We start from the raw sequence: 26936 nt of genomic DNA, 5'->3' as shown, positions 1-26936 counted from the left end.
GTGGGGGAGTAGGGGAGTGGGGGAGTGGGGGAGTAGGGAGTGGGGGAGTGGGGGAGTAGGGGAGTGGGGGAGTAGGGGAGTAATTATAGAATTATCAGGCTTTGTTGCACCCTGCTTAAGTCGGAAATACTGATAATATTATGTTCCCCTTGCAGGGGAGCTGCGAATTGCGGATAATTCATTATAAAAAACCTTCTCCCTTTAAACAAATATTCCCTTCTGCCTTCTGCCTTCTGCCTTCTGCCTTCCTTCCTACTAACGCGCTGACCAGATTTTAATAGTTTTATCATCGCTACCACTAACAATAGTTTGCCCGTCGGAGCTGATGGCAATAGAAGTCACTACCCATGTATGACCAGTGAGGGTATTTTTGAGACTACCCGTTGCTAAATCCCAAATTTTGATAGTTGTGTCCTCACTACCACTAACAATAGTCTGACTATCGGCACTAATAGCTACAGACCAAACTTCGTTGGTATGATCGGTGAGAGTATTTTTGAGACTACCCGTTGCCAAATCCCAGATTTTGATAGTCCCGTCCGCACTACCACTAACAACAGTCTGTCCATCGGAACTGATGGCGACAGAAAAAACCCGATCGCTATGCTCAGAAAGAGTATTTTTGAGACTACCCGTTGCCAAATCCCAGATTTTGATAGTCCCGTCCGCACTACCACTGACAATAATCTGTTTCTCAGAGCTGATAGCTACAGAATAAACTGCTTTGCTATGAGCAGTTATAGTACTTTTCAGACTTTCTGTAGCCAAATCCCAAATTTTGATGGTGCCATCAGCGCTACCACTAATAACAGTTTGTCCGTCGCGACTGATGGCAATAGAATAAACTGCTTTGCTATGAACAGTAAGAGTATTTTTGAGACTACCTGTAGCCAAATCCCAAAGTTTGATAGTGCCGTCAGCACCACCACTAATAACTGTCTTTCCATCGGGGGTAATAGCGACAGCAAAAATCTTGTCACTCTGAGTAGCAAAAGTCCCTTGGAGGCTACCATTTACCCAATCCCAAACTTTTATAGTATTGTCCCAGCTACCACTAACAACAGTCTGCCCATCGGAACTAATTGCAATGGAACGAATCCAGTTGTTATGACCGCTGAGGGTACGAACTTCAGAAATATTAGTAGTGTAAGAGATGAGGTTGGGAGTTGAAGTTTTAACTGATGCTTCCTCATTTTGACTATTTATAGTAGACGAGGATGTTTCTTGTTCTCTAGAAATATTGTTAATAATAATAGAGCCAATAATAATACTAAAAGCAAGACCAATACCTACACCTATTTTGACTAAAGTTTGAGCAGAAGTTGATGAGTAAGAAGCGGGAGGAACAACAGTTGATGGCTGACTGTTATGCCGATTACTATTGATTAAAACTGTATGTTGTTGTGATATTTTTTGTGGCGATTGGTAATTGATATTATTATGAATATCAGATAATTCAACCATCACTTCATCAATACTTTGATAACGATTTTTCCAATAATCTGACACCATTTTATCTAGGATTAAAACTAATTTTTCTCTAACATTAACTTGATTTTTCCAGACAATTTCACCTGTTGAGTTGTCTTTAACTAATCGATTTGCTGGTATACCAGTTAATGCTTCAATGCCAATCATTCCCACAGCATAAATATCACTACAAAATCTAGGTTGACCCGCTGCTTGTTCGGTAGGCATATATCCAGGAGTTCCCACTGCTATTGTCATAGTTGTATTACCCCCAGTTGTAATTGCTAATCCCTTAATTTCTTTTACTGCCCCAAAATCGATTAATATAATTTTTTCATCAGATTTTCTCCGCATAATATTTTGCAGTTTTAAGTCACGATGAATTACATTTTGCTGATGTACATACTTTAAAACTTCTAAGATTTCAGTTAAGAGTTGAATAGTCTGATTTTCACTCAATTTGTTACCATAAGAAATTTCTTTTGTTAAATCACTTCCTTCTATGAACTCTTGAACTAAATAAAATTGCCCACCTTCTTCAAAATAGGCAAATAATCTGGGAATTTGATTGTGTTCTCCGAGACGTTGTAATGTTATTGCTTCTTTTTCAAATAAAGTTTTAGCAACTTGGAAAACTTCTGGTCGCGGGTCAGATGGGGCTAGTTGTTTAACCACACATTGAGAATGATTAGGAAGGTCTAAATCTACTGCTAAATAAGTAGTTCCGAAACCACCTTTGCCTAACTCTGATATAATTTTATAGCGATGTCTAAGTATTTTGCTAGTCATTATTTTTTTGAGGAATTTATAGCTTTTTTTAGGAGTCAGGAATTAGAAAATAGTTAGAGTATTTGTAAGCATTCAGCAGTCAGCTATCAGCTATCAGCTTAATTATTTTGAACGCAAGTTAGTCGTTATTGTACTTCAATTTTATGGGTTAAAAATGTAGTCCAAGTCAAACAAATGCTTGCTTAATTATATCTATGGGGAAAAAATTAATTAAATCAATTCAATATATTAAATCAACAATTTCATCTTTTTATTTCCTATCCCCTGACTTCTGCAATAAGTCTATTCATTAAAAGGCTGAGAGCTGTTTGCGGAGCATGACCTAGGAAACGCTAATAGCTGAATGCTTACGAGTAGTTTAATCTTTTAAATATTATACCTCTCTGGAAAAGAGGGAGTAGGGAGTTTGTATGCAACGTCCGTACAGAGTAGGGAGTAGGGGGAAATAATTGATGATTTATGCACGATAATTGATTTTATTTTTGATTATCGGAGATATCTATTGTCAAGCATATTTATTAATCAAAGTAATCTTTTAGCTATGATCTTTATGGGTCAATTTAATCTTTGAACTTTTTTACTAGGCAATATAGCTACCCTAGGCGGCACCAATATAATCTTGGACACTTACAGGAGATTCCACTTTTGTGAGGTACATTCATCACGGGCAAGATGCCCCCACTACAGAAATTAACAATTAAATCTTTGTACTTCTTATTTATGCGAGGAATCTGCTGTAATTTTATAGTTAGTAATTGGGATTGGCTCATAATTGGTTTATTGAAAAAATGATTACTTTAAATTATAGTATAGTAATAATTAAATTTAACTAATTGTACTGATGATGTTAAATTCTGAGCTGCTTATTAAACTTGAACAATTATCCCGTGGAGATAAGTTTCAAATTATCCAATTTTTAATGGCCGAATTGGCAAAAGAAGAAGGGTTAGAACTATTAGATAATCATAATAAGACTTATCGTACTTGGTCTCCTCATAATTATTCTGATGCAGCCGATAAATTAATGAGTTTATTAGAACAAGAAGAAGGGAAAGAAAATGCAGAATGCTAAAAGATTTCCCTTTTATTTCCTAGATTCAAATAAACTTGAAATTATCAGCACGATCAACTCTTAACAAACTTAAACAACTAATAGAGGAATAGATAAAAAATATGAGCATGATATCTTTTCAGGAAATTATAGATTCTATTGAAAAACTTTCTGTTGATGAGCAAGATTATTTGTTTGAGCTAATCAAAAAAAGAAGAATTGAAAAGCGATGTTTAGAAATTGCTAATAATGCTCAAGCTACTTTAGAATGTTTCAGACAAGGAACAGCAAAAACAGGAAGTATTGATGATTTGATTGCCGATTTATTAGATGAGCAAGACAATGAAGATAAGTAGGTAGGTGGGAAAATTTACAAGTACGTCATTGCGACTGGAACGGAGTGGAAGGAAGCAATCTCAAGAGTTTCGACTGCTTTAATATGTTGTTTTGTTTTATTCAAAAATAGACTGGAAATAAATTGTTGAATTCCTACACTTGCATCTACAACATATTTAGAATAATTTGTCATCTATCTCTATCTTCTCGAAGTAATTAGACACTATCAAGCCATTCTATATCTGTGGGTAATTCTTCGTTAATACGTTCAATTCTGGCTATAAGTTCGGGTATCATTTTCCGTCTGTCTTCCCAGGAGGGATCTGTATCTGGGGAAACTATATATTTTGGTCCTCCCTCTCGTAAAATTATTTCTAAGGCTACAATAACTTGTTCGCTTAAGCTACAATTATTGTTCTTAGCTAATTTTTGAATTTTTGCCATTAAATCATCAGGTATGTCATTAATTGTGAGGTTTGCCATAATTATTTTATTGATTTTTTTTTAGTTGGATTTAGATAGAAATATTTTAACTTATTTGTAGGTTTGGTTGACGCAGGAAACCCAACAAATACTTACAAGAAATTTCAGGTTTATAAAATATAGAACGGGAATTTTGACAGTTGATACACATCATATTATCAGAGATTAATTTTGACTTTTGTAGGGGCGAATGGCCATTCTCCCCTACAGGGTTTTGGTTATGACGATATAGTTTATCAATCTGAAAAGCGATCGCTCCCTCCCTTTCTGCAAAAAAATGCTATAATCATCAAAATTAATCCTTTTTAAAAGTAAACAATTATGTCTTCTTCAATAATCTCGCAATACATAGAAATTACAGAAGGTATCTGTGGCGGAAAACCGCGTATTGCCGGACATCGAATAAAAGTTCAAGATATTGTCATTTTTAGAACCAGTTAAACCATCGAACAATATTATTTCTCACTCAGATATGAAAGCTTTCTATTCTCAGATGGTGGAGGCTTAATTCAGTTATCAGTTATCAGTTATCAGTTATCAGTTATTAGTTATCAGTTGTAAAAATCCTAGTTTTAGATTTACATACACAGATAAAAATCGTTGGATTTTGTCTGATTGGAATTCATCAGAAATTAATGACTTAATTCAAGGGTTATTAAAAAAAATGATTACTTTAAATTATAGTATAGCAATAAACAGAGAAATACTTTTTTTGCTAAAATAAAATAACTCAAATGTCACAACCAAATTATTATGGTAAACTACAACGAATTACTCAACCTACCATCAAGTGACGAATTACCAGACTCAGACGATAAACCCGTGGATCATGAAATACAAATCCTAATTCCTAACCTACTAAGAACAATTCTAAATCGGTTATGGCGCGATCGCTCTGATTGGTTTTTTGGCGTAAATATGGGAATTTTCCACACCACCGGCTCGAATCCTAGAGTTGCTATAGTTCCTGATGCTTTCCTCAGTGTAGGAGTTCCACGACTGAAAAATAATAAATTGCGACCTTCCTACATTCTTTGGGAGGAAAATTATATTGTTCCGATACTGGTATTGGAAATTGTTTCTAAAACTTATGGAGATGAATACGATGAAAAAATGATTGATTACGCTCGGTTAGGGGTATTGTATTATGTTATCTATAACCCCGATTATTCTAAGCGAGACAAACATGAGCGTTTTGAAGTGTATCGTTTATTAAATGGAGTATACCAACGTTTACAAGGAAATCCCGTGTGGATGCCAGAAATTGGTCTGGGGATAGGATCGGAAGTTGGTTATAATGATAACTGCGAACGAGAGTGGTTGTATTGGTATGACTCTCAAGGCAATAGGTTTATGACTCCTGAAGAGCGAGAACTTCAGCAACAACAACGAGCTGAACAACTTGAACAAATGTTGCGTTCTCTTGGTGTCGATCCAGAACAGTTGTAGTTATAGATTTGCTTAAAAGTTAAACAGACAAAAATTCGATCGCTATTTCTTGAGTAGAGGAGCGATCGCTAATGTTACCAACATTTACAGCTCAACTTTTACGGGCGATCGCTACTCCATCTACAGGGGACAAATTTTTGCCTATTTCCCGTAAACCAGCGATCGCTTTTCTTGCTTTTTGTCGATCAAATTGAGGTGGAATTTCTTCAAGACTGAATTTAAGTAATCTTAATTAAGCTAATATATTTATGGGTAAATTTAATTTTTGAGTTTTTTTCGCTAGGGGATTATAATCTAGAGAACTTAATTTTACAGTTAGTAATTTGGATTCGTTCATAATTGGTTTATTGAAAAAAATGATTACTTTAAATTATAGTATAGCAATAAACAGAGAAATACTTTTTTTGCTAAAATAAAATAACTCAAATGTCACAACCAAATTATTATGGTAAACTACAACGAATTACTCAACCTACCATCAAGTGACGAATTACCAGACTCAGACGACAAACCCGTGGATCATGAAATACAAAACCTAATTCCTAACCTGCTATTGCTAATTTTAGAGCGGTTATGGAGCGATCACTCTGATTGGTTTTTTGGCGTGGATATGGGAATTTTCCACTCCACCGGTTCTAGTCCTAGAGTTCCTATAGTTCCTGATGGTTTCCTCAGTTTGGGAGTTACACGACGAAAAAATGATAAATTGCGACCTTCCTATGTTCTTTGGGAGGAAAATTATATTGTTCCCATATTCGTATTGGAGATTGTTTCTCAAACCTATGGCAAGGAATACGATAAAAAAATGATTGATTACGCTCGGTTGGGAGTATTGTATTATGTCATCTATAACCCAGATTATTCCAAGCGAGACAAACACGAACGATTTGAAGTGTATCGTTTGTTAAATGGAGCATACCAACGTTTACAAGGAAATCCCGTGTGGATGCCAGAAATTGGTCTGGGGATAGGAACTGAATTTGGTAACCATTACCGTTCCGAACAAGAGTGGTTGTATTGGTATGACTCTGAAGGGAACAGGTTTATGACTCCAGAAGAGGGAGAACTTCAGCAAAAACTACAAGTTCAACAGGAGCGACAACGTGCTGAACAATTTCAACAAGAACTTCAACAGGAACGACTTGAAGCTCAACAGCAGCGACAACGAGCTGAACAACTTGAACAAATGTTGCGTTCTCTTGGTGTCGATCCAGAACAGTTGTAGTTATAGATTTGCTTAAAAGTTAAACAGACAAAAACTTGATCGCTATTTCTTGATAGATGAGCAAACGCTACTGCTGCCAACATTTACAGCTCGACTTTCACGGGCGATCGCTACTTCATCTACAGGGGACAAATTTTTGCCTATTTCCCGTAAACGGGCGATCGCTTCTCTTGCTTTTTGTTGATCATATTGAGGTGGAATTTTTTCAAGACTGAATTTAAGTAATCTTTAGAAGCTCATATATTTATGGGTAAATTTAATTTTTGAGCTTTTTTCGCTAGGGGATTATAATCTAGGGAAATTAATTTTACAGTTAGTAATTTGGATTGATTCATAATTGCTTTATTGAAAAAAATGATTACTTTAAATTATAGTAAAGCCATATTGTAATGGCAGGTGGAACGGAGTGTGGGTGAAAATTATCAGTGCCAGTTATCGAAATGTTGAAATCAAGAAAACTCCCTACAAATTACTTTCTAATACTTTTTTATGTTGATAAATCAAAAGCTTATATGTTATGATGCTCATCAAGTTTCTTTGAGAGAGTGCAAATAAGATAATGAGACGACGACAATTTTCTCTTGTCAAACCATATCCATATACTATATCCCCACAGTCCGCTTAACAAGTGCATTTTAAAACTTAACCAATTTAACCACCATATATCATTCTTGTAATAATTTTCATACCAGGATTCACATGGAGGGGGTATAGGTAAGGGTATAGGTAAGAAAGGGGAAGCGAATGACATCATAATAAAAGACCTGAGTTCAAAGCAATCACCACGAAATATATAATATGAAACATAACTAGCAACCAAAGCAAGTAGAGTAAAAAAAGCAAAAATAAGCAAATTTTCTACTTTTTCTAGGCTCCTAGGAGCCAATACCGGGAGATGTCCCCTAGGAGCATTTCTTTCAAAGATTATGTTGAGAGAATATAACCATCCACCTATTAATCCCCTGTTTTGCTTCAGTTTCCATCCAACTTCCTCTCCAAATCGTTTATAAGTTTTTTTGTTATATTTTAAGGGTAGGTTTCCAGTATCCAAGTAAATTTCCTTTTGAACGCTCAACCCAAAATGCCCATTGCTATACTTTATCCAGAGCTGGTCAACAATTTGCAAGTCCTGACAAGGAATTTTCTTAATGTTCTTAGAATTTAACCCCCCAAACCATCCTACTTGAGCAGCTTTTTTCATAACTATGTTTGTTTCCTTATTTGCCTCTTTCCACTTTCCTGCCACTAATAAGTCACGCAACTTTGTATAATCAATTCCACTAGCTGAAACCAGAGACAAATTATTAGAAGGTGGAGGTTTTATTTGCGGAGAATTACGAATATTAGGAACAACAGTAGAACCTACAATAGTTGTAGAAGGGTTGTTAACTGGTTTCCTCGGAGGCATAGTTGTTGGATATATAGTAGCATTAGCAGAATAATTACCAACTCTGATTTCAGCTATAACTTCATCAATACTCTGATAACGATCTCTCCAATCATACAACACCATTTTCTCTAAAACTCGGCCTAAATCATCACTTACATTAACTCGATTTTTCCAGATAATTTCACCTGTTGAAGAATCTTTGGGAAAGTGGTTTACATCAACTCCAGTTAATGCTTCAATAGTTATCATTCCCACAGCATAAATATCACTGCAAAACTTAGGTTGACCTGCTGCTTGTTCTATAGGCATATATCCGGGAGTTCCTACTGCTATTGTTATACTTGTTTGACCTCCTCTAATAACAGTTAATCCTTTAATTTCTTTCACCGCCCCAAAATCTATCAAGACAATTTTGCCATCAGATTTTCTCCGCATAATATTCTGAGGTTTCAAGTCACGATGAATTACATTTTGTTGATGCACATACCTCAAAACTGACAAAATTTCAGTTAATAGTTGAATTGCTTGTTTTTCACTAATTTTTTTACCAGGATAAATTTCATTTGTTAAATCATTACCCTCAATAAATTCTTGAACTAAATAAAATTGCCCACCCTCTTCAAAATAGGCAAATAACTGAGGAATTTGCTCGTGTTTTCCCAGACGATGTAATATTTTTGCTTCCTTATCAAATAATTTTTTAGCAACTTGAAAAACTTGGGGACGCGGGTCTGAAGGAGTTAGTTGTTTAACAACACATTGAGGGCGATCAGGAAGGTCTAAATCAACTGCTAAATAAGTAGTTCCGAAACCACCTTTGCCTAACTCTGATATAATTTTATAACGATGTCTAAGTATTTTGCTAGTCATTATTTTTTTGATAAATTTATAGCTTTTTTTAGGAGTAAGAAAACAGGGTAAATGATGAAAACATTGTAGTGCGGGCATCTTGCCCGCTTCGGGGTGTACCTCATAACAACAGAAAGCACTGTAAATATTTTCAAGTTTACAACAAATACATAAGTTGTACTTCAATTATTAAGTAATTAACACAGACTGAATAACTTTTTTGATAATTATTAGCTAGTTATTGTTAATTATTCTTGCTTTTACTTCTCCCCTACTCCCCCACTCCTCTACTCCCCCGCTCAAGAAAGTGTAGCAAATACTTATCAAATTGGTATAATTGTTGGGTTGCGCTTCGCTTAACCCAACCTACTAGCCATTTCGTTAACGCTTAAGAGGTCTAAAGTCATACCTATCGCCAATCTTCACAACTTCCACTAATTGAATATCACCATCATAGTCACCAGTGTCTAAAAATTTCACTGCTTTGAACGCTCCAGGTGTAGAAAACCCTGATGATAACTTCTTCCGAACACCTTCACGAGTTGGTTGAGCTTGAGCGTCAATTGCTTTCACCAAAGCTTGAACTGCATCATAGGCAGTAATTGTTCGCCAATTCACACTTGAAGTTCCCCAAAGTTTGTAAGAGCGTTTTGGAAAATCTGAACCTGTTTCATTTGCTTCAATATCCCATGCTATCGCTACAACCATTCCTACAGCACTATCTCGACCTTTATCAAGAGTCTTTGCAGAGTAAACACCATCCCCACCTAATACTGGTAAATCCCCTTGATTAACCTGAACTATTTCCAGAGCTCGATCTAAATAACCTGAGCTGGGAGCTAGCATCAACACATTTGCTGAATCTTTTGCCCTATTCAGAACTTTAGTTGCTTTCCCACGCCAATCTTCAGGATTTTTTGACCATGTAGATAGATCGCAATCTGGGTCTTCTCTCAGAATAATATTCCTTCTCCCTATCTCTGAGATAAATTCTTGACTTAGCGATTTGCTGTAGTTGCTATCTGAGTTATAAAACACCACTGCTTTTACTGAGTTTAACTGATCCTGAGCATATTTTGCTAAAGCTTTTGCAGCTGCTTGATCGTTAGGTACGGTGCGAAAAAAATAAGGACTGTAATTTGTTAGCTCAATAGAGGTACTAATAGGAGAGATCGATACAAGTTCGTAATCCTTGTAAATATCCGCTGTTGCTAGGGAAGTACCACTTGAGTAGTGACCAACTACTCCTAGAATTTCCTTTCTCTTTGCTAACTCTGTGGCAACTTCTTCAGCAATTTTTGTACCGTTATTAGGGTCATTATCATCATCATCAGCAATTGCTATTTTCAACATTCCTTCAGTACCCGATTTAGAAAAATTCCAATCATACTGAGCATGAGCAACTCCACGCAAAATTTCCAGAGAATTATTCAGATTACTACTAATTGGCATAGATACAGCAATAACGTGGTAAGGTTTTTTATTTTTTTCAACTTCTAGGTTATTCAGAAAAATTCGTGCTTCTGGATCGTTAGTTTTTGATTCCAGGTAATTAGTTAAAGTTCTAAATGCCCGGTCGTAATTCCTATTAGCAATTGAATTAATTCCTCTTTCTCTTTCAGGTCTAACGTCTTCTCGATTTGCTAAGGATTTCTCTCCAAATGTAATACGCTCTGAAATAGTGTCACCATTCAATTTAGGAGAATTTTCAGCACAAGAAATGACAATAAAGACTATGAAACTAAGGAGTATCAGTCTTCGTAGTTTAACTCGTAATATCTTGCTCATAAGTAAAAATAATAAAAATTGGCGTTGGTAAATTAGTGTATCAGGACTTAGGCAAAGGCACTATTTATAGAGTGCAAGTACTATTGTCCAATAGTTATCAACGCTATATATAGCTTATCTGCCTAATTCCTATGTATGATATTAATCTTAATTACTTAGGAGTCAACCCACCCCTACTGCGACCGTGGAGGGGAAAAAAGAAGAAGAAATCAGAATACAGGACTTAGGCAAAGGCACTATTTATAGAGTGCAAGTACTATTGTCCAATAGTTATCAACGCTATATATAGCTTATCTGCCTAATTCCTATGTATGATATTAATCTTAATTACTTAGGAGTCAACCCACCCCTACTGCGACCGTGGAGGGGAAAAAAGAAGAAGAAATCAGAATACAGGACTTAGGCAAAGGCACTATTTATAGAGTGCAAGTACTATTGTCCAATAGTTATCAACGCTATATATAGCTTATCTGCCTAATTCCTATGTATGATATTAATCTTAATTACTTAGGAGTCAACCCACCCCTACTGCGACCGTGGAGGGGAAAAAAGAAGAAGAAATCAGAATACAGGACTTAGGCAAAGGCACTATTTATAGAGTGCAAGTACTATTGTCCAATAGTTATCAACGCTATATATAGCTTATCTGCCTAATTCCTATGTATGATATTAATCTTAATTACTTAGGAGTCAACCCACCCCTAACCCCGACCGTGGAGGGGAAAAAAGAAGAAGAAATCAGAATACAGGACTTAGGCAAAGGCACTATTTATAGAGTGCAAGTACTATTGTCCAATAGTTATCAACGCTATATATAGCTTATTTGTGTAATTCCTATGTATGATATTAATCTTAATTTAGATAAAAAAAGAACTGGAAAAAGTCTTTAAACCTCCTTTTGTCATAATTGACACTGGGCAGCGCGAGTGAGAATTAAGGCAAAATTTTCACCGTCGGTACTGAGGTGTCCCTTTGGAGCATCTATTGTAAACTGAAGGTCGTTCTTCAAGAAGTAACCATTGTCATCCTTATCTGTTCCTGTTTTCCATCCTACGGCGATCGCGAACCGTCGCCAAGCTCCAACATCGTTTTGAAGAGCTTCCAGGGTATCGCCATTCTTATCAATTACTTGAAGTTGAGCAGTGTAGCCAAATTTGCCCTTTGATCTTTGTGTCCAAATTTGATTAATTCGCTGCAAATCTGGGCAAGAAAATTGCTCTGCTTCTGACTTTGATATGTAAGAATAATCCCCATCCTGATCGCCAATTTGATTAATTAATTGCCAATTCTGTCGATCTGCCTTCTGCCATTGTCCTGCTTCTGTCAAAGCATCTAAACTATTGTACATTGCCTCCACATCTTTCCCCTCTCCCGCTTCTATGACTCCTTTTGAGAAGATAGAAGCAAAAATAACATAAGGAGCAATACCAAAAGCAACAATACCCAAAGCAGCAATACCAAAAGCAACAATACCAGAAGGAATTAGCAAACGTTTATTAGGAAGTGAGGGTTTACCAATCTTCCTTAATTCGCCGATCGCTTCATCAACAGTTTGATAACGATTTTTCCAATATTCAGCAACCATTTTATCTAGAATTCGACCTAAATCATCACTCAGATGAACTCGATCTTTCCAGATAATTTCACCAGTGGATGGGTCTTCACGAAACTGATTTATCCGCATTCCAGTTAATACTTCAATACCGATCATTCCCACAGCATAAATATCGCTACAAAATTTAGGTTTACCTGCTGCTTGTTCGCTAGGCATATATCCAGTAGTTCCCACTGCTATTGTTGTAGTTGTACGACCTTCACTTGTTAGTGTTAATACTTTAATTTCTTTCACTGCCCCAAAATCTATTAACACAATTTTGCCATCAGATTTTCTCCGCATAATATTCTGAAGCTTTAAGTCACGATGAATTACGTTTTGCTGATGCACATATTTTAAAACCTCTAAGATTTCAATTAATAGTTTAACGGTCTCATTTTCTGTGAATTTTCCTTGAAAATAAATCTCTTTTGCTAAGTCATTTCCTTCAATAAATTCTTGTACTAAATAAAATTGCCCTCCCTCTTCAAAATAGTTAAAAAATGTAGGTATTTGATTATGTTTTCCCAGTTTTTGTAAGGTTTTGGCTTCTTTTTCAAATAATTTTTTAGCCACTTGAAAAACTTTCGGTCGCTGGTCTGAAGGAGTTAGTTGTTTAACAACACATTGATGATGATTGGGATGCTCTAGATCCGTAGCTAAATAAGTAGTTCCAAAACTACCCTTTCCTAACTCAGAGATAATTTGATAACGATGCCTAAGTATTCTGGTAGTCATTATTTTTAAGAAAATTAATTTTAATCTTTTACATCAGCTTGTATAGGTTAATTTCCCTTGATCTAAGAATAATTGTGATAATTAAGAAAATATACATATCAATATATCAAATGAATTAATATCTCCTAACCTCTAACTTCTGACTTCTGACTTCTGACTTCTGACTTAATAAAAGCCTCATACTCTGCCAAGATAAGAGAAAGAAAATCAATAGCAGGGGTAAGTTCCTAAACTGTCCCTCAACATTAGTAAAATTGCCCAAAATTCTCAGATACTAGATTTATAACCAATAGTTTTAGGAAGCAGACAATGACCACATCAATACAACCTCCCGCCTCTCCCGACTCTTGGCAAATGAGCGATCGCGAACGTGCCAATCTCCAAAAAGTCACTCTCTACAACTCAGTTCAATCTCTCTCAGAAATATGGCCACTGGCTGCCAAACATTATAATCAGACCATCGCTCTCCATGACCCCCATGCCAAACCAGAGGTCAAATTTACTTATGCAGAATTAAACGAACAGATTCAAAAATTTGCTGCTGGTCTACAATCATTGGGGGTTGTGCCTACGGAAAATGAAGCGTCAATACCTCCGAGAGTGGCCCTATTTGCTGACAATAGCCCTCGGTGGATGATTGCTGACCAGGGTATTATTGCTGCAGGGGCAGCAGATGTGGTGAGAAGTGGGACTGCAGATATCGAAGAATTGGCTTATATTCTTCAACATAGCGGCAGTGTGAGTTTGGTCGTGGAAAACTTGGCCTTGTTGAAAAAATTGAGCGATCGCCTACAAGACCTACCCATACATATAATTATTCTCCTATCCGATGAAGACCCAAACCCTGACGAAAACCTACCTGTAGTTAAATTTTCTCAAGTCATTGCTACAGGAGAAGACCGCCCCCTCAAACCCAGTAAGCAAAACCGAGAAACTCTTGCTACTTTGCTCTACACCTCTGGCACAACTGGCAAACCCAAAGGTGTAATGCTGACTCATGGCAACCTACTCTATCAAATTAACGTTATCGGGGCACTTCTTCAACCCAATCCAGGAGAATGTACCCTAAATATCCTACCTACTTGGCATACTTTTGGTAGAACAGGAGAATATTTTTTCCTATCCCAAGGTTGTACCCAAGTTTATACTAATAAACGTTCTCTGAAAAAAGACTTCCAAGAATATAAACCCCACTACGTCACCAGTGTGCCTAGAGTTTGGGAATTAATATATGAAGGAGTACAAAAACAACTCAGAGAACAACCAGCCAATAAACAAAAGTTAGCTCAATTTTTCTTAGGGGTAAGTCAACGTTACATAGAAGCTAGGCGTATTAGTCAAGGATTAGTATTACAACTTGATCCACCATCTCAGTCTCAGAAGTTCCTAGCTACTTTACAAAGTTGGGTATTATTACCTCTTCATAGTCTGGGAGAAAAAATCATTTATCAAAAAATCCGCCAAGCTACTGGAGGTCGCCTGAAATTTGCCATAAGTGGGGGAGGTTCTCTAGCCATGCACTTAGAAAACTTCTTTGAAATAGTCGGTATAGGCTTATTGGTAGGATATGGTTTAACCGAAACTTCTCCAGTTTTGACTGTTCGACACTATTGGCACAATCTCCGGGGGTCTGCTGGTAAAGCGATTCCAGCTACTGAAATTAAAATAGTAGACCCAGAAACTAACAAAACTCTGACAGTTGGTAATAAAGGTGTGGTTTGGGCACGAGGGCCACAAATCATGGCTGGTTATTATCAAAATCCCGAAGCTACTGAAAAAGTTATTGACCCCGAGGGTTGGTTTAATACTGGCGATATAGGTTGGATAACCCCAGAAAATGATTTGGTATTAACTGGTCGGGCAAAAGATACAATTGTTCTAACTAATGGGGAAAATATTGAACCTCAGCCCATTGAAGATGCTTGTGCCCGCAGTCAATATATTGACCAAATTATGCTGGTGGGGCAAGACCAGAAATTTTTGGGTGCTTTAGTCGTGCCTAATATTGAAGCAGTGGAACAATGGGCTATTCAACTTAATCCTTCAGAATCTCAACCACAGATTGATTGGGAAAGTCAGACCATTCAAGAATTGTTCCGCCAGGAATTGAATCGGGAAGTAAAAAATCGCCCCGGATATCGGCCCGATGACCGCATTGGACCTTTTCGCTTGATTCTGGAGCCGTTTACAGTAGAAAATGGCATGACAACCCAAACGATGAAGATCAAACGTCCCATTGTCACGGACCATTACCGCGATATGATTAACAAAATGTTTGATTGAAATAGCAGTCAGCACCTCAGCAGTCAGCGGTCAGCTCTCAAGGTGTATGATGGGGAATTCAAACCCCCAGAATACTCACACCACTAAATTTTCAAATATAGTGGGGGACGCCGAACCTGCCGATTTTAGCTGATAGGTGATAGCTCAAGCGCTGATAGCTTGTTAATATAGCAACCGCCTTGGCGGTTAGGAATTTGCGGATAATGAACCTCAGACAGGGAAATGTTTTTCTCCCTATTCCCTGTTCCCTGTTCCCAGCTCCGGTGTTCCCTGTTCCCTGCTATAACTTTTGGTGATTTTAGATTTTGGATTAAGTATCATCCAGATTTTCTGCAATCTTAAAGTCTAAAATCAATATTCTCGTCCTTATGTGCAAACAAAAATAAACTGACAAGAACAACTTTTATGGAGTATTCTCAAACACAATTACTTTTAAAGCGAGCGATTAACGTGAGAGTAGTCGTTACCCCACGCTGGAAAGAAGAAGCCCAACAACAGCTACAAACCCAAATTAATAATTTAGATAGCCAATTACAACAGCTTGAAATACAAGGGCAAAAGGCAATTGCTGAAATTAGGAAGCAAAGTGTACAACCTCCAGGCCCTCAAGTACAACAGCAAATTAATAATATACAAGCACAGATCGGCCAAAAGAAAAATGAGTTTGTAGAGCAGAAAAATCAAGCTTTACAACAATTACAACAAGTACAAACTTTGGAATTAGAGCAAGAAGTTAGTCAAGGTCAAATTGAAAGTGTATTTACTGCGGATGTAGGAGATAATTTGATCAAAAAAATGCAAGTAGAAGTTCTCCTCCGCGATGGGGTAATTGAAGAAGTGCGAGGCGAGGTTTAGAAGGGAAAAAAAGTGGAATGGGCATCTTGCCCGTTTCCTATAGATGGGCATCTTGGTGGAATGGGCATCTTGCCCGTTTATATTTTCCCGTTCCTGATATTTTCACCGCAGGCAGGATACCCAGCTAACTTATACAGGACTTACGCATGAGGTAAGAAAAACTAGGACTTGAGATTGCTTTCCGTTCCGGAATGCTCCGCAAACCCTATCGGTCGCAATGACGGAAATAGGTTAAAGTGCTTCATTAATGGATAATGGATAATTACCTCTGGTTAAAACCGTCCTTTATTAAATATCAGGAAATATCCTAGCACTTTTTTTCCCCTTGAAAGCGGAGGCTAATAAAGCTGAATTATTTAATTATTAATTATTAATTACTAATTATTTTATTCATCCTACCGCCTTCAGAGCGTAGCAACAATAATCGATCAACAAAAAAAAACAACGGAAAACTAACATGATTAACGAAGTATTCATGCCTGCCCTTAGTTCCACTATGACCGAGGGTAAAATTGTTTCTTGGCAAAAATCCACTGGTGATTGGGTGGAAAAAGGGGAAACAGTAGTAGTGGTTGAATCAGACAAAGCAGATATGGATGTGGAATCCTTTTTCTCTGGATATCTGGCCAATATAATTGTGGAAGCTGGAGATGTGGCAACCGTAGGGTCTACCATTGCTTTATTAGCTGGAACAGAGGCCGAAATTGAAACAGCTAAACAGCAAGGTGCGACTACAACTAAGCAAGAAACTGCTCCTGCTGCTTCTACTGCTGCAAGCGCTGTTGCTACAGCTCCCACTTCTGTTACAACAGAAACAAAAGAGAACAACGGTCGCCGTAATGGAAGGATTATTGCTTCCCCTCGTGCCCGGAAGTTGGCCAAAAAATTGAAGGTAGATTTAAGTACTCTCAAAGGTACTGGCCCTCATGGTCGCATTGTGGCAGAAGATGTAGAAATGGCGACTGGTAGTACTCCAACTCCGGCGGCTGCACTTGCGAAGACTGCGACTCCCGTTATTCCTACTCAACCATCTATTCCTACTGCTCCACCTCCACCATCTGCACCTCCAACTCCGATAACTCCTGGGCAAGTTGTCAAGATGAATACTCTGCAAAATGCAGTGGTGCGAAATATGATGGTAAGTTTATCTGTGCCTACTTACCATGTTGGTTACACGATCACTACAGATAACTTAGACGCATTGTATAAACAGATCAAGTCTAAGGGTGTGACAATGACTGCGATGTTAGCAAAAGCCATAGCAATGACTTTGCAACAACATCCTTTATTAAATGCTGCTTATGTGGAAGGAGGTATTCAGTATCCTTCTGGGATTAATATTTCAGTGGCAGTGGCAATGCCCGATGGTGGTTTGATTACACCTGTATTGCAAAATGCTGACAAAATGGATATTTATTCCTTATCTCGCACCTGGAAAGGTTTAGTAGAAAAGGCGCGGGCAAAGCAGTTGCAACCGGATGAATACAGCACTGGTACGTTTACTCTTTCTAACTTAGGAATGTTTGGAGTAAATCAGTTTGATGCTATTTTGCCACCTGGTCAGGGTTCAATTTTAGCAATCGGTGCATCTAAACCCCAGGTAGTAGCAACTGCTGATGGGATGATTGGAGTTAAGCGACAAATGCAGGTAAATATTACTTGCGACCACAGAATTATTTATGGTGCTGACGCTGCTGCTTTCTTGCAAGATTTAGCAAAGTTGATTGAAACTAACCCCCAGTCTTTGACTATGTAGATGAGTCAAGCCAAGGATTGAAATCCTTGGCTAATAGTTTAAGTCATCTTAAGATGACTCTTGAGGAGTATGCCATCTTTTTCATCTATGTTATATTGTGGATTATATAAAATCTGGATAATTACTATATTCAAGTCATTGCGACGGTCACTCCGTGGAAGGAAGCAATCTCAAGGGTTTAGGAGATTGCTTCCTATCGTCGATAGGGACGACTGTTTAACCGGATTTTATATTAGGGGTGAGTTCCCACATTCCCCTCCTGGGAGGGGTTAGGGGTGGGTTACAACACTTAGGGTGGCGCTTCGGGGCTGAGAATAACAACATATTCCCCGCGATCGCTCTGCTGAATAACTACAACGGGAGGACGAGCATTTGCTTGGTCATTTTTTGACAAAGAAGGGAATATATAATATTGACCGTCTGTATCAAATAGCAGTCGCCAGATAACTTGGGGAAAGTTAGGATCGGTTTTGTTATTGTAATCTCGTAGTAGTAACTGCTCATATAATTCTATATCTCCGATAATACGAAAATTGCTAGTATTAGGGTCTTCTGTCAATTTTTCTTTATCAGCTTTTCTGCCTAATGGTAGTTTATTTTCTGGAGTTATTAAGGTCACTACTGGTAAGAATGATGTGTCGCTACGGGAGTCTCTTATCGCATCAATTTTTCCTTGAGTTTGAGCGATGAAAAATAGGGTTGTTAATAACCAGAAGGTTACGACTATTTCATCAATTAAAGGTTTGTCATATTTTTGATAGTTAAATTGTTGAAAATAAAGAAATGATTGAAGATAACGGGTTATTTTATGACGTTTAGTTTTTAAGCTCCATTTCAATAATTTGAAACGCCATTCATTGAGGATTTTATCTAATTTATTGGTCAAAAATTTAATCAGATGGAAAATATTTGGAACGATAATCAAAGAAGCGATCGCTATTCCTATAGTACGAAAAAAAGTTGAAAAATCTCCACCGGATAAGTTACCAAAAAATACCTGTATTGGTGCAATTAAAAATGATTCTACAGGTAAATCTAGGGTGGTTACTTCCAGTTGAAAATAACTAAAATAAGCCCAACGATAAATCCAACCTGTGAAATATAAGCCTACTCCTAATACAGTTAATAAACTAGCAATTCTAGCAAACATTTTCTATAAATTCTGATTTTTTTATAATTTTATGTTAACAACTTTGTCTTGATTTACGAAATGTTTTTGAAGCCTTGCTCAAACCCCCATTATATCATGTCCGGTTGAATACTTATAATTAAGATAGTAGGGGAGTAGGGGAGTAGGGGAGTAGGGGAGTAGGGAAAATAGAAAGATTTACTGTTGAAGCACTTATGATCAGTTTTTTCCAGATCGCTCTTATCCGGACATGATATTACAAAAACAACTTCTGACTTCTGACTTCTAACTTCTGACTTCATTAAGGCTATCTCCGGAAAATTTCACTAACATAGTGGTTAAACATATTAGTAGTACAGGACTTACGCATGAACACTAAATCCAGTGAGGGCGAATGCCATTCGCCCCTACATTGGCGTTTTTAAGGTGAATTTGTGTAAGTCCTGTAGTAATTAATATTTATATCCGGTATGACTATGAAGATAACTCAAATTACAATGATTTTTTTATTAGCTTGTCTGACAGTAGTGGTAGGAGAGATAAAACAGGCGATCGCCAACCCCAACCTACTTGTGGCAACTGAAACTGAAACTGAAAAAGTAAAACCTATTCCAGTCTCATTACCTGTTATTGCTGTAGTGAAACTAAGCTCTCCTGCTGCTGTTGCTCCTGTATTGCGTGAGCGAGACGCTCACACTATGTTTTCTCTCGCACTATTTTCTTTTCTTTTTTTCAAAGGAGTTTTAATGATTTTCCCTTGCTATATACCTGAGTATAAGTGACAAAAAATAAAAAAAATGTCTAATAAAAAACTATCCTTGGAAATTTCAGAATCTCTCTATGAAAAATTAGAGGAACTATCTGAGTTAACAGAAGAACCAATTAACACTCTAATTATTAGAATTATTGCCATGAGAATGCCATCATTACTGAGAGAAACTAAAGAGTTTAATCAAATGTTAGATGCAATTACTCCAGAACAACTGCATGGTGAAATTGGTCTAGAAGAGGTATTCAACAATTAATAATTAATAATTAATAATTAATAATTACTTCTCCTTGAAAACGGGTAGGAAGGATTTATGTTTGAAATACCAATTCCAGAAGGATTAGAAATTTCAGGAGTCGTACTAGCAGATCAAGTCAAATCTTTAGACTATAAAAAACGGCGAGCAGAGTTTGCTTGTAAAATGCCAGATGAGATATTAATGCAAGTAATTATTGCCATAAATAGACTGATGAGAGAAGTTTAATTTAATCTCAATCAATTCATTAATTTATTTCGTTATTTGCACTGATTTTCTTTTTTTCAAAGGAGTTTTATTGAAGTCCAGTAGGGTGCGTTAGCAAAGCGTAACGCACCGAAACATTTACAGCGCTTTCCACTGTCCGTGAGGTACACCCCGGAGCGGGCAAGATGCCCGCACTACAATATTTTCACCATTCACTTTGTATATCATTTACCCGAAATATGCTGTATCAGCACCATTGAAAATTTAGTCAGTCCAGTAGGGTGCGTTAGCAAAGCGTAACGCACCGAAACATTTACAGCGCTTTCCATTGTCCGTTAGGTACACCCCGGAGCAGGCAAGATGCCCGCACTACAATATTTTCACGATCCACTTTGTACATCATTTGCCCGAAATATGCTGTATCAGCACCATTGAAAATTTAGCAATACAAATGATTAGCTAGTAGAGGTGCCAGCCAGTCTAGAAACACTATGGTGTAGGCGGTGCGTTACGCTATCGCTAACACACCCTACTGGAATTAATTATTTATTTTAGGAAAATAAGACAATGAAACGAATTATTATTACTTCTCTAATCGGAATAACAACCCTGACTACAACTCCCCTAATACTGCCACAATTATCACAACGGAGTTACGCCCAAACTTCCAACTCTCAGACACAAAAGTTAGAGCAACTACTAAAAACAGCATGGCAACAAAAAGAGCAATACCGATATCAGGAGTCTATAGAAACGTTTCAACAAGCTTTAGCTATTGCCAGAAAAATCAAACACCGAGAAAACGAGGCAGATGCTAACCTTGGTCTTGGTTTTAACTATATTAGTATAGGCAAACCACAAGAAGCATTAAACTTTTACAACGAAGCTTTGATGATTTATCGGGAAGTGGGCGATCGCTTAGGAGAAGCTACTACTCTCAATGATATTGGTGTAGTTTACCGCGAAATAGGTCAACCTCAAAAGGCATTAGAGTACTTGGAGCGAGCTTTACCTATCAGGCGGGAAGTGAGCGATCGCTCAGGAGAAGCTACTACTCTCAATGATATTGGTGTAGTTTACCGCGAAATAGCTCAACACCAAAAAGCATTAGAATACTTGGAGCAAGCTTTACCTATCAGGCGGGAAGTGGGCGATCGCTCAGGAGAAGCTATTACTCTCAATGATATTGGTGTAGTTTACCGCGAAATAGCTCAACACCAAAAAGCATTAGAATACTTGGAGCAAGCTTTACCTATCAGGCGGGAAGTGGGCGATCGCTCAGGAGAAGCTACCAATCTCAATGATATTGGTGTAGTTTACCGCAAAATAGGTCAACACCAAAAAGCATTAGAATACTACGAACAAGCTTTATCCATCAGACAAAAGGTAGGCGATCGCTCAGGAGAAGCTGCTACTCTTAGTAATATTGGTGTAGTTTACCGCAAAATAGGTCAACCCCAAAAAGCATTAGAATACTACGAACAAGCTTTACCCATCAGACAAAAGGTAGGCGATCGCTCAGGAGAAGCTGCTACTCTTAGTAATATTGGTGTAGTTTACCGCAAAATAGGTCAACACCAAAAAGCATTAGAATACTACGAACAAGCTTTACCCATCTGGCAAAAGGTGGGTAATCGGTTAGGAGAAGCTACTACTTTCCATAATATCGGTCGAGTTTACTACAATATAGATCAACCAGAGAAGGCATTAGAATACTATGGCCAAGCTTTACCCATCTGGCAAAAAGTAGGCGATCTCTCTGGGGAAGCTACTACTCTCAATAATATTGGTGGAGTTTACTACAATATAGATCAACCAGAGAAGGCATTAGAATACTATGACCAAGCTTTACCCATCAGACAAAAGGTGGGCGATCGCTCTGGAGAAGCTATTACTCTCAATAATATCGCTTATGTTTATCAAGATAGCAGCCAACCAGAAAAAGCTATAAACCACTGGGAAGAGTCAGTAAAAATCACGCTAAAAATGCGTGCAGGGTTAAAAAAAGAAAACCGCAAACCTTTTTTAGAAGATAATAAGGGCATAGCGATCGCTCTTATCGATCTCCTCATCGACGAAAACCAACCTGACGCTGCCTGGGAATGGTATAACCTAGCAACTACCTTCGACCTCGCTGACTACACTCGCCTTATTGATGCCACAGTCAAAAACCCAAAAGCTCAAAAACAGATTAACCAATGGCAACAAAACAATCAACAATTACAAGATCTCTATAGCAAAGTAGAAAATAAATGGAGTCCCCAACTTTCCCAACAACTCAACCAGTTACAAGCAGAAACCAACCAACTCGCTGCCGACATTACCAATAAATACCCAGAAGTTGCGGAGCTTTTTGAATTTAAACCGGAAGACATCGACAAACTCAAAGTCAATATTGCACCGGATACCGTTGTTATTCAACCTGCTATTTTAACTGGTATTACAAATGTTCCCGATAGCATCGCCATATTCCTCGTCACCAGAGACAAACCCACCATAGTCAAAAAAGTACCCATCGATGCCGAAGAATTCGATCGCCTGATCACCGAATATCGCGCCCAACTAGAAAACCCCAACGCTGACGACTACGATGTTAACCAAGAAAAACTCTACGACTATCTCATTCGCCCTATAGAAACAGAAATAACAGCTTATTCTCCCAAACAACTCGCCATTATTGCCACGGGAAAACTCCGCTATATCCCCTTTGAAACCCTCTACGACAAAGAAACCAACCAATACCTAATTGCCAAATACCCCATCCACAACCTCACCCGCATCTCCGCCACCAGAAAACAGCAGCCAAAAACCACCAATTCGCTGACAGTATTAGCATTTGGGAATCCCACTCCTACAAAAATAGACCTCCCCGGAGCAGAAATAGAAGCCAAAAGTATCGTAGAAAAATTATCAGGCAAACACTTAATTCGGGAAAAGGCAACCCTCGCCAGTTTCAAAACAGAATCTTCCGGTTTTCCCTTAGTGCATCTCGCTACCCACGGTTGCTTTCAAAAAGGAGGTTGTCCTGGTGTCGGTTTAGAGGCAAATAATATTCTGTTTGCCAACAGAGAAACTTTTAATATTGCCGATGCTGCACTTTTAGGATTAGAAAATACAGATTTAATTGTGTTGAGTGCTTGCCAAACTGCCATGAAAGCAGACTCCAACGGTGAAGAAATAGCAGGAGTTGCCTATTTATTTGAGCGTGCGGGAGCTGATGCGGTTATTGCTAGTTTATGGAATGCAGAGGATGGGATAACGAAGGATATTATGGTGAATTTTTATGAGAATGTGAAGGAAGGAATGACGAAGGTTGAGGCGTTGCGGCAGGCAAAGTTAGGTTATGTTAGGGAGAATATTCATCCGTTTTATTGGTCGCCTTTGATTTTGATAGGTGATGGGGGGTGAGTTTTAATGAAGTCAGAAGTCAGAAGTTAGAAGTCAGAAGTAGGACTGATAACTGATAACTGATAACTGATAACTGAAATGACTCCCTATTCCCTATAGACAAAATACAACAATTAATGTAAACTTAATGTTTTTACCAACAGAGTTAAAATCAGCGGAAAATCAACTATGAAAGCAGTTGTAATGACATCGCCAGGGGCACCGGAAGTTTTACAAGTACAACAAGTTGCAGACCCTGTAATTGAAAATGACCGAGAAATATTAGTGCGTTTAAAAGCTGCTGGAGTAAATCCTATTGATACAAAATTACGCACTCGTGGCACTTTTTTCCCAGACCAAAAAACAGCTATTTTAGGATGTGATGGTGCAGGTATTATAGCAGAAGTTGGTAAAAAAGTAGAAAATTTTCAAGTGGGAGATGAGGTTTATTTTTGTCATAGTGGCATCGGAGCAACTCCTGGAAATTATGCGGAATTGACTGTTGTTGATGAAAGATTTGTGGCAAAAAAACCTACTTCTTTAAGCTTTGTTGAAGCTGCTGCTGCTCCTTTGGTTTTAATTACTGCTTGGGAATCTTTGTATGACAGGGGAAAATTAGAAGCTGGCAGAAAAGTGTTAATTCATGGCGGTGCTGGTGGGGTTGGTCATGTGGCGATACAGTTAGCAAAGTTACAAGGAACTGAGGTTGCTACTACTATTAGTTCAGAAGAAAAAGCAGATTTTGTCAAAAGTTTAGGTGCAGATTTAGCGATTTTTAAGAATACAGATTTTGTGCAAGTTGTGTTAGATTGGACGAATGGAGAAGGGGTAGATTTAGCTTTTGATACTGTTGGTGGAAAGGTTTTTTATGATACTATTCCAGCAGTGAAAATTTATGGCGATTTAGTGACAATTTTAGAACCAGATGTTAACTTGGGAAATTTGAAAGTTGCTAGGCAAAGAAATCTGCGAATAGGGTTGGAATTAATGTTAACTCCAATGATGAAGGGTTTGATGGAAGCTCAAGTAGACCAAGCTAATATTTTGCAACAATGTGGGCGGTTATTTGACCAAGGAAAATTAAAGATTCATGTGAATAAAACTTTTGCTTTAGATGATGCAATAGAAGCACATCGAATGTTGGAAGCAGGGTCGATGGTTGGTAAGATTGTTTTGACTATTTAATTAATAGGGAGTAGGGAGTAGGGAGTAGGGAGTAGGGGGAAATTTGATAGATTCTCAAGATAATTAATTTAATTGATAAGAACATTAATATTTATGTCTAATTCATGAGACTTGATATTAAATTTAAGATAAACAAAGACAAGATATCTGCTCTTCAAGAAGTCAAAAGTCAAAAGTCAAAAGTCAAAAGTAGGGAATAGGGGGCAATTTAATAGATTCTCAAGATAATTGATAAGAGCATTAATATTTACGTCTAATTAATGAGAATTGATATTAAATTTAAGATAAACAAAGACAAGATATCTGCTCCTCAAGAAGTCAAAAGTCAAAAGTCAAAAGTCAAAAGTCAAAAGTCAAAAGTCAAAAGTCAAAAGTAGGGAATAGGGGGCAATTTAATAGATTCTCAAGATAATTGATAAGAGCATTAATATTTACGTCTAATTAATGAGAATTGATATTAAATTTAAGATAAACAAAGACAAGATATCTGCTCCTAAAACTGTCTGAAAATCATCTAAATTTTTGAGTTATTTTTGATTTTGTTGAGAATAATTTTAATTATTAAATGGCAAGTTTTATTGGAAATTGAAAGGTTTCAATAATTTATAATTTATAATTTATAATTACCTCTCCTTGAAAAGAAGAGGATTGGGTTAAAAGAAATTTTTTTCTTCTCTTGGTCGATTGGATATGGCGAGGAGACTTCGCCATCCCTCGACCGCTTTTTTCTCGATGAATGGAGAGGCTTTATACCTTAATTTTTCGGTAATTTCAGTTATTAGTTATCAGTTATCAGTTAACAGTAACTTCTGGAATAGGGAAGCTTGAAAATACTGAATTTTCTTTTCTTTATCCTCTTGAAAAGGGAGGTTTGAAACCTAATTTTCTGGTCAATAGTTAAGGCTGACTCAAAAATAGCTAAAGATAACGAATACTAATTTATTTGATTGTTTTTCATAATAGTACAGCAAAATAATTTTAACTTTATGGATAGCATATTTGCATAATTCTCCATCATTAACTAATTTATGGGTCAATTCAGAGTTTACAAATTATAGCAAATGCCATTACTATTAAAATTTATGGAATCTCTCAAACAACGAAATATCAACCTTATCCCTTCTTACTTCTTCCTTCTTTCTTCTTCCCTCTTCCTTGCTACTTTTTTAAACGTCTCTAGATTAGAAAAATATTGTTGGTAGATAGGGTATAATGTCACAAATTAAGTTGAGGAGAAATTCCAAATATGACACGAGCTATCATGGAAACTGAGAAGGGAATAATCAATCTAGAACTATTTGATAGTGATGCCCCTAATACTGTGAAAAATTTTGTCGAACTAATTGAAAAAGGGTTTTATGATGGCTTAAACTTTCATCGTGTTATTCCTAATTTTATGATTCAAGGTGGTTGTCCTCACGGTACAGGAACAGGTGGCCCTGGTTATAAAATTAAATGTGAAATTAATAATAATAAACATTTGGCCGGAACTTTATCAATGGCTCATGCTGGCCGTGATACAGGTGGTAGTCAATTCTTTATTTGTCACGCTCCTCAATCTCATTTAGATGGTGTTCATACAACTTTTGGCAAAACAGAGGATATGGATGTTGTAAATGCTATTAGGCAAGGTGACAAAATTGTTTCTGTGAAGATTGAGAAGTAATTTTAATCTACCCCATCTAAATCTATAATTTTTGATTTAGATGGGGATTTTTTATAGAACCAATTTAATATTTATAGCAATTTTAGAATTGTTTAAATACATAGTATTTATCTAACCATAATAGCACTACCAGAATTATGGGAGTTAACTACAGAAGTTAAATAATTGGACAAAATTGGATATATCTGAACACAGTAATTTCCGGAAATTATTTCACGTTTGAGTAAGATTAAGTAGTGTAGCCTAAGTTGATGAAATTGATATTAACTGATTGTCTACTA

At 37.2% G+C, this 26936-nt stretch carries 22 protein-coding genes and 1 pseudogene; 17 read left to right on the top strand and 6 right to left on the bottom strand.

Going from position 1 to position 26936, the window contains the following annotated elements; genetic code table 11:
• Window positions 1–255: 255 nt before the first annotated feature.
• The gene (locus tag F6K54_RS14915) at window positions 256–2259 is read right to left on the bottom strand and encodes a serine/threonine-protein kinase (RefSeq protein ID WP_293078746.1); all 2004 of its coding nucleotides are present in this window, start codon (window positions 2257–2259) and stop codon (window positions 256–258) included.
• Between the two features lie 841 nt (window positions 2260–3100).
• On the opposite strand from F6K54_RS14915, the gene F6K54_RS14910 reads away from it, so the two are divergent.
• Window positions 3101–3331 (top strand): hypothetical protein, encoded by a 231-nt coding sequence (locus F6K54_RS14910; protein WP_293078744.1) that lies wholly within the window; start codon window positions 3101–3103, stop codon window positions 3329–3331.
• Between the two features lie 101 nt (window positions 3332–3432).
• Window positions 3433–3666, top strand: a complete 234-nt coding sequence (locus tag F6K54_RS14905) for a hypothetical protein (protein WP_293078742.1) — start codon at window positions 3433–3435, stop codon at window positions 3664–3666.
• Between the two features lie 196 nt (window positions 3667–3862).
• Here the strand turns inward: F6K54_RS14905 and F6K54_RS14900 are convergent, their stop codons facing one another.
• The gene (locus F6K54_RS14900) at window positions 3863–4129 is read right to left on the bottom strand and encodes a hypothetical protein (protein WP_293078740.1); all 267 of its coding nucleotides are present in this window, start codon (window positions 4127–4129) and stop codon (window positions 3863–3865) included.
• 171 nt (window positions 4130–4300) lie between these two features.
• Between F6K54_RS14900 and F6K54_RS14895 the strand changes: the two genes are divergently transcribed.
• From F6K54_RS14895 to F6K54_RS14870, 6 genes and pseudogenes are all read left to right on the top strand, one after another.
• A complete protein-coding gene (locus tag F6K54_RS14895) occupies window positions 4301–4438 on the top strand; it encodes a hypothetical protein (RefSeq protein WP_293078738.1) in 138 nt (45 codons plus the stop codon).
• A gap of 12 nt (window positions 4439–4450) precedes the next feature.
• Window positions 4451–4558: pseudogene (locus tag F6K54_RS14890) on the top strand (DUF433 domain-containing protein); the annotation flags it as partial.
• Between the two features lie 324 nt (window positions 4559–4882).
• Window positions 4883–5578, top strand: coding sequence for a Uma2 family endonuclease (locus tag F6K54_RS14885; RefSeq protein ID WP_293078736.1), 696 nt, complete (start codon window positions 4883–4885; stop codon window positions 5576–5578).
• 71 nt (window positions 5579–5649) lie between these two features.
• Window positions 5650–5772 (top strand): hypothetical protein, encoded by a 123-nt coding sequence (locus F6K54_RS14880; protein ID WP_293078734.1) that lies wholly within the window; start codon window positions 5650–5652, stop codon window positions 5770–5772.
• 251 nt (window positions 5773–6023) lie between these two features.
• Window positions 6024–6803, top strand: a complete 780-nt coding sequence (locus tag F6K54_RS14875) for a Uma2 family endonuclease (RefSeq protein ID WP_293078733.1) — start codon at window positions 6024–6026, stop codon at window positions 6801–6803.
• A 49-nt stretch (window positions 6804–6852) separates the two neighbouring features.
• Window positions 6853–6987 (top strand): hypothetical protein, encoded by a 135-nt coding sequence (locus F6K54_RS14870; RefSeq protein WP_293078731.1) that lies wholly within the window; start codon window positions 6853–6855, stop codon window positions 6985–6987.
• Window positions 6988–7311: 324 nt separating this feature from the next.
• On the opposite strand, the gene F6K54_RS14865 is transcribed toward F6K54_RS14870, so the two are convergent.
• The 3 genes from F6K54_RS14865 to F6K54_RS14855 all read right to left on the bottom strand — a co-directional run bounded on the left by F6K54_RS14865 (window position 7312) and on the right by F6K54_RS14855 (window position 13162).
• On the bottom strand, window positions 7312–9063 hold the full coding sequence (locus F6K54_RS14865; RefSeq protein ID WP_293078730.1) for a serine/threonine-protein kinase: 1752 nt from the start codon (window positions 9061–9063) through the stop codon (window positions 7312–7314).
• 360 nt (window positions 9064–9423) lie between these two features.
• Window positions 9424–10830 carry an ABC transporter substrate-binding protein gene (locus F6K54_RS14860; protein ID WP_293078728.1) on the bottom strand — a complete coding sequence of 469 codons (1407 nt, stop codon included), beginning with the start codon at window positions 10828–10830 and terminating at the stop codon, window positions 9424–9426.
• A 901-nt stretch (window positions 10831–11731) separates the two neighbouring features.
• Window positions 11732–13162: a GUN4 domain-containing protein gene (locus F6K54_RS14855; protein ID WP_293078727.1), complete on the bottom strand. Its 1431-nt coding sequence runs from the start codon at window positions 13160–13162 to the stop codon at window positions 11732–11734.
• A gap of 354 nt (window positions 13163–13516) precedes the next feature.
• Between F6K54_RS14855 and F6K54_RS14850 the strand changes: the two genes are divergently transcribed.
• From F6K54_RS14850 to F6K54_RS14840, 3 genes are all read left to right on the top strand, one after another.
• Window positions 13517–15445: a long-chain fatty acid--CoA ligase gene (locus tag F6K54_RS14850; RefSeq protein WP_293078748.1), complete on the top strand. Its 1929-nt coding sequence runs from the start codon at window positions 13517–13519 to the stop codon at window positions 15443–15445.
• Between the two features lie 405 nt (window positions 15446–15850).
• Window positions 15851–16300 carry a YlqD family protein gene (locus F6K54_RS14845; protein WP_293078725.1) on the top strand — a complete coding sequence of 150 codons (450 nt, stop codon included), beginning with the start codon at window positions 15851–15853 and terminating at the stop codon, window positions 16298–16300.
• A 457-nt stretch (window positions 16301–16757) separates the two neighbouring features.
• Window positions 16758–18056 (top strand): dihydrolipoamide acetyltransferase family protein, encoded by a 1299-nt coding sequence (locus tag F6K54_RS14840; RefSeq protein WP_293078723.1) that lies wholly within the window; start codon window positions 16758–16760, stop codon window positions 18054–18056.
• Window positions 18057–18345: 289 nt separating this feature from the next.
• On the opposite strand, the gene F6K54_RS14835 is transcribed toward F6K54_RS14840, so the two are convergent.
• A complete protein-coding gene (locus F6K54_RS14835; RefSeq protein WP_293078721.1) occupies window positions 18346–19206 on the bottom strand; it encodes a hypothetical protein in 861 nt (286 codons plus the stop codon).
• A gap of 449 nt (window positions 19207–19655) precedes the next feature.
• Between F6K54_RS14835 and F6K54_RS14830 the strand changes: the two genes are divergently transcribed.
• The 6 genes from F6K54_RS14830 (at window position 19656) to F6K54_RS14805 (ending at window position 26655) form a co-directional block, all read left to right on the top strand.
• Complete coding sequence (locus F6K54_RS14830) at window positions 19656–19967, top strand: hypothetical protein (protein WP_293078719.1); 312 nt, start codon at window positions 19656–19658, stop codon at window positions 19965–19967.
• Between the two features lie 15 nt (window positions 19968–19982).
• Window positions 19983–20210, top strand: a complete 228-nt coding sequence (locus tag F6K54_RS14825; protein WP_293078717.1) for a hypothetical protein — start codon at window positions 19983–19985, stop codon at window positions 20208–20210.
• Window positions 20211–20267: 57 nt separating this feature from the next.
• Window positions 20268–20438 (top strand): type II toxin-antitoxin system PemK/MazF family toxin, encoded by a 171-nt coding sequence (locus F6K54_RS14820; protein WP_293078715.1) that lies wholly within the window; start codon window positions 20268–20270, stop codon window positions 20436–20438.
• 546 nt (window positions 20439–20984) lie between these two features.
• Window positions 20985–23825: a CHAT domain-containing protein gene (locus F6K54_RS14815; RefSeq protein WP_293078713.1), complete on the top strand. Its 2841-nt coding sequence runs from the start codon at window positions 20985–20987 to the stop codon at window positions 23823–23825.
• Between the two features lie 168 nt (window positions 23826–23993).
• Entirely contained in the window at window positions 23994–24989 is a 996-nt protein-coding gene (locus F6K54_RS14810) for a zinc-dependent alcohol dehydrogenase family protein (protein ID WP_293078711.1), read from the top strand.
• Window positions 24990–26235: 1246 nt separating this feature from the next.
• Window positions 26236–26655 carry a peptidylprolyl isomerase gene (locus F6K54_RS14805; RefSeq protein ID WP_293078709.1) on the top strand — a complete coding sequence of 140 codons (420 nt, stop codon included), beginning with the start codon at window positions 26236–26238 and terminating at the stop codon, window positions 26653–26655.
• Window positions 26656–26936 lie beyond the last annotated feature (281 nt).

It is taken from the genome of Okeania sp. SIO3B5 (genome assembly GCF_010692555.1).
Taxonomy (GTDB): Bacteria; Cyanobacteriota; Cyanobacteriia; order Cyanobacteriales; family Microcoleaceae; genus Okeania.
Note: the sequence above shows the minus strand (reverse complement) of the source record. Positions and strands in the feature narration are given on the sequence as shown.

Excerpts from the sequence above, each read along its gene's own strand:
- F6K54_RS14880 (WP_293078734.1), top strand. The coding sequence starts at position 5,650 with ATGTTACCAACATTTACAGCTCAACTTTTACGGGCGATCGCTACTCCA.
- F6K54_RS14835 (WP_293078721.1), bottom strand. The coding sequence starts at position 19,206 with ATGTTTGCTAGAATTGCTAGTTTATTAACTGTATTAGGAGTAGGCTTA.
- F6K54_RS14825 (WP_293078717.1), top strand. The coding sequence starts at position 19,983 with ATGTCTAATAAAAAACTATCCTTGGAAATTTCAGAATCTCTCTATGAA.
- F6K54_RS14855 (WP_293078727.1), bottom strand. The coding sequence starts at position 13,162 with ATGACTACCAGAATACTTAGGCATCGTTATCAAATTATCTCTGAGTTA.
- F6K54_RS14815 (WP_293078713.1), top strand. The coding sequence starts at position 20,985 with ATGAAACGAATTATTATTACTTCTCTAATCGGAATAACAACCCTGACT.
- F6K54_RS14900 (WP_293078740.1), bottom strand. The coding sequence starts at position 4,129 with ATGGCAAACCTCACAATTAATGACATACCTGATGATTTAATGGCAAAA.
- F6K54_RS14915 (WP_293078746.1), bottom strand. The coding sequence starts at position 2,259 with ATGACTAGCAAAATACTTAGACATCGCTATAAAATTATATCAGAGTTA.
- F6K54_RS14850 (WP_293078748.1), top strand. The coding sequence starts at position 13,517 with ATGAGCGATCGCGAACGTGCCAATCTCCAAAAAGTCACTCTCTACAAC.
- F6K54_RS14845 (WP_293078725.1), top strand. The coding sequence starts at position 15,851 with ATGGAGTATTCTCAAACACAATTACTTTTAAAGCGAGCGATTAACGTG.
- F6K54_RS14885 (WP_293078736.1), top strand. The coding sequence starts at position 4,883 with ATGGTAAACTACAACGAATTACTCAACCTACCATCAAGTGACGAATTA.
- F6K54_RS14910 (WP_293078744.1), top strand. The coding sequence starts at position 3,101 with ATGATGTTAAATTCTGAGCTGCTTATTAAACTTGAACAATTATCCCGT.
- F6K54_RS14820 (WP_293078715.1), top strand. The coding sequence starts at position 20,268 with ATGTTTGAAATACCAATTCCAGAAGGATTAGAAATTTCAGGAGTCGTA.
- F6K54_RS14905 (WP_293078742.1), top strand. The coding sequence starts at position 3,433 with ATGAGCATGATATCTTTTCAGGAAATTATAGATTCTATTGAAAAACTT.
- F6K54_RS14810 (WP_293078711.1), top strand. The coding sequence starts at position 23,994 with ATGAAAGCAGTTGTAATGACATCGCCAGGGGCACCGGAAGTTTTACAA.
- F6K54_RS14805 (WP_293078709.1), top strand. The coding sequence starts at position 26,236 with ATGACACGAGCTATCATGGAAACTGAGAAGGGAATAATCAATCTAGAA.
- F6K54_RS14860 (WP_293078728.1), bottom strand. The coding sequence starts at position 10,830 with ATGAGCAAGATATTACGAGTTAAACTACGAAGACTGATACTCCTTAGT.
- F6K54_RS14875 (WP_293078733.1), top strand. The coding sequence starts at position 6,024 with ATGGTAAACTACAACGAATTACTCAACCTACCATCAAGTGACGAATTA.
- F6K54_RS14865 (WP_293078730.1), bottom strand. The coding sequence starts at position 9,063 with ATGACTAGCAAAATACTTAGACATCGTTATAAAATTATATCAGAGTTA.
- F6K54_RS14840 (WP_293078723.1), top strand. The coding sequence starts at position 16,758 with ATGATTAACGAAGTATTCATGCCTGCCCTTAGTTCCACTATGACCGAG.
- F6K54_RS14830 (WP_293078719.1), top strand. The coding sequence starts at position 19,656 with ATGACTATGAAGATAACTCAAATTACAATGATTTTTTTATTAGCTTGT.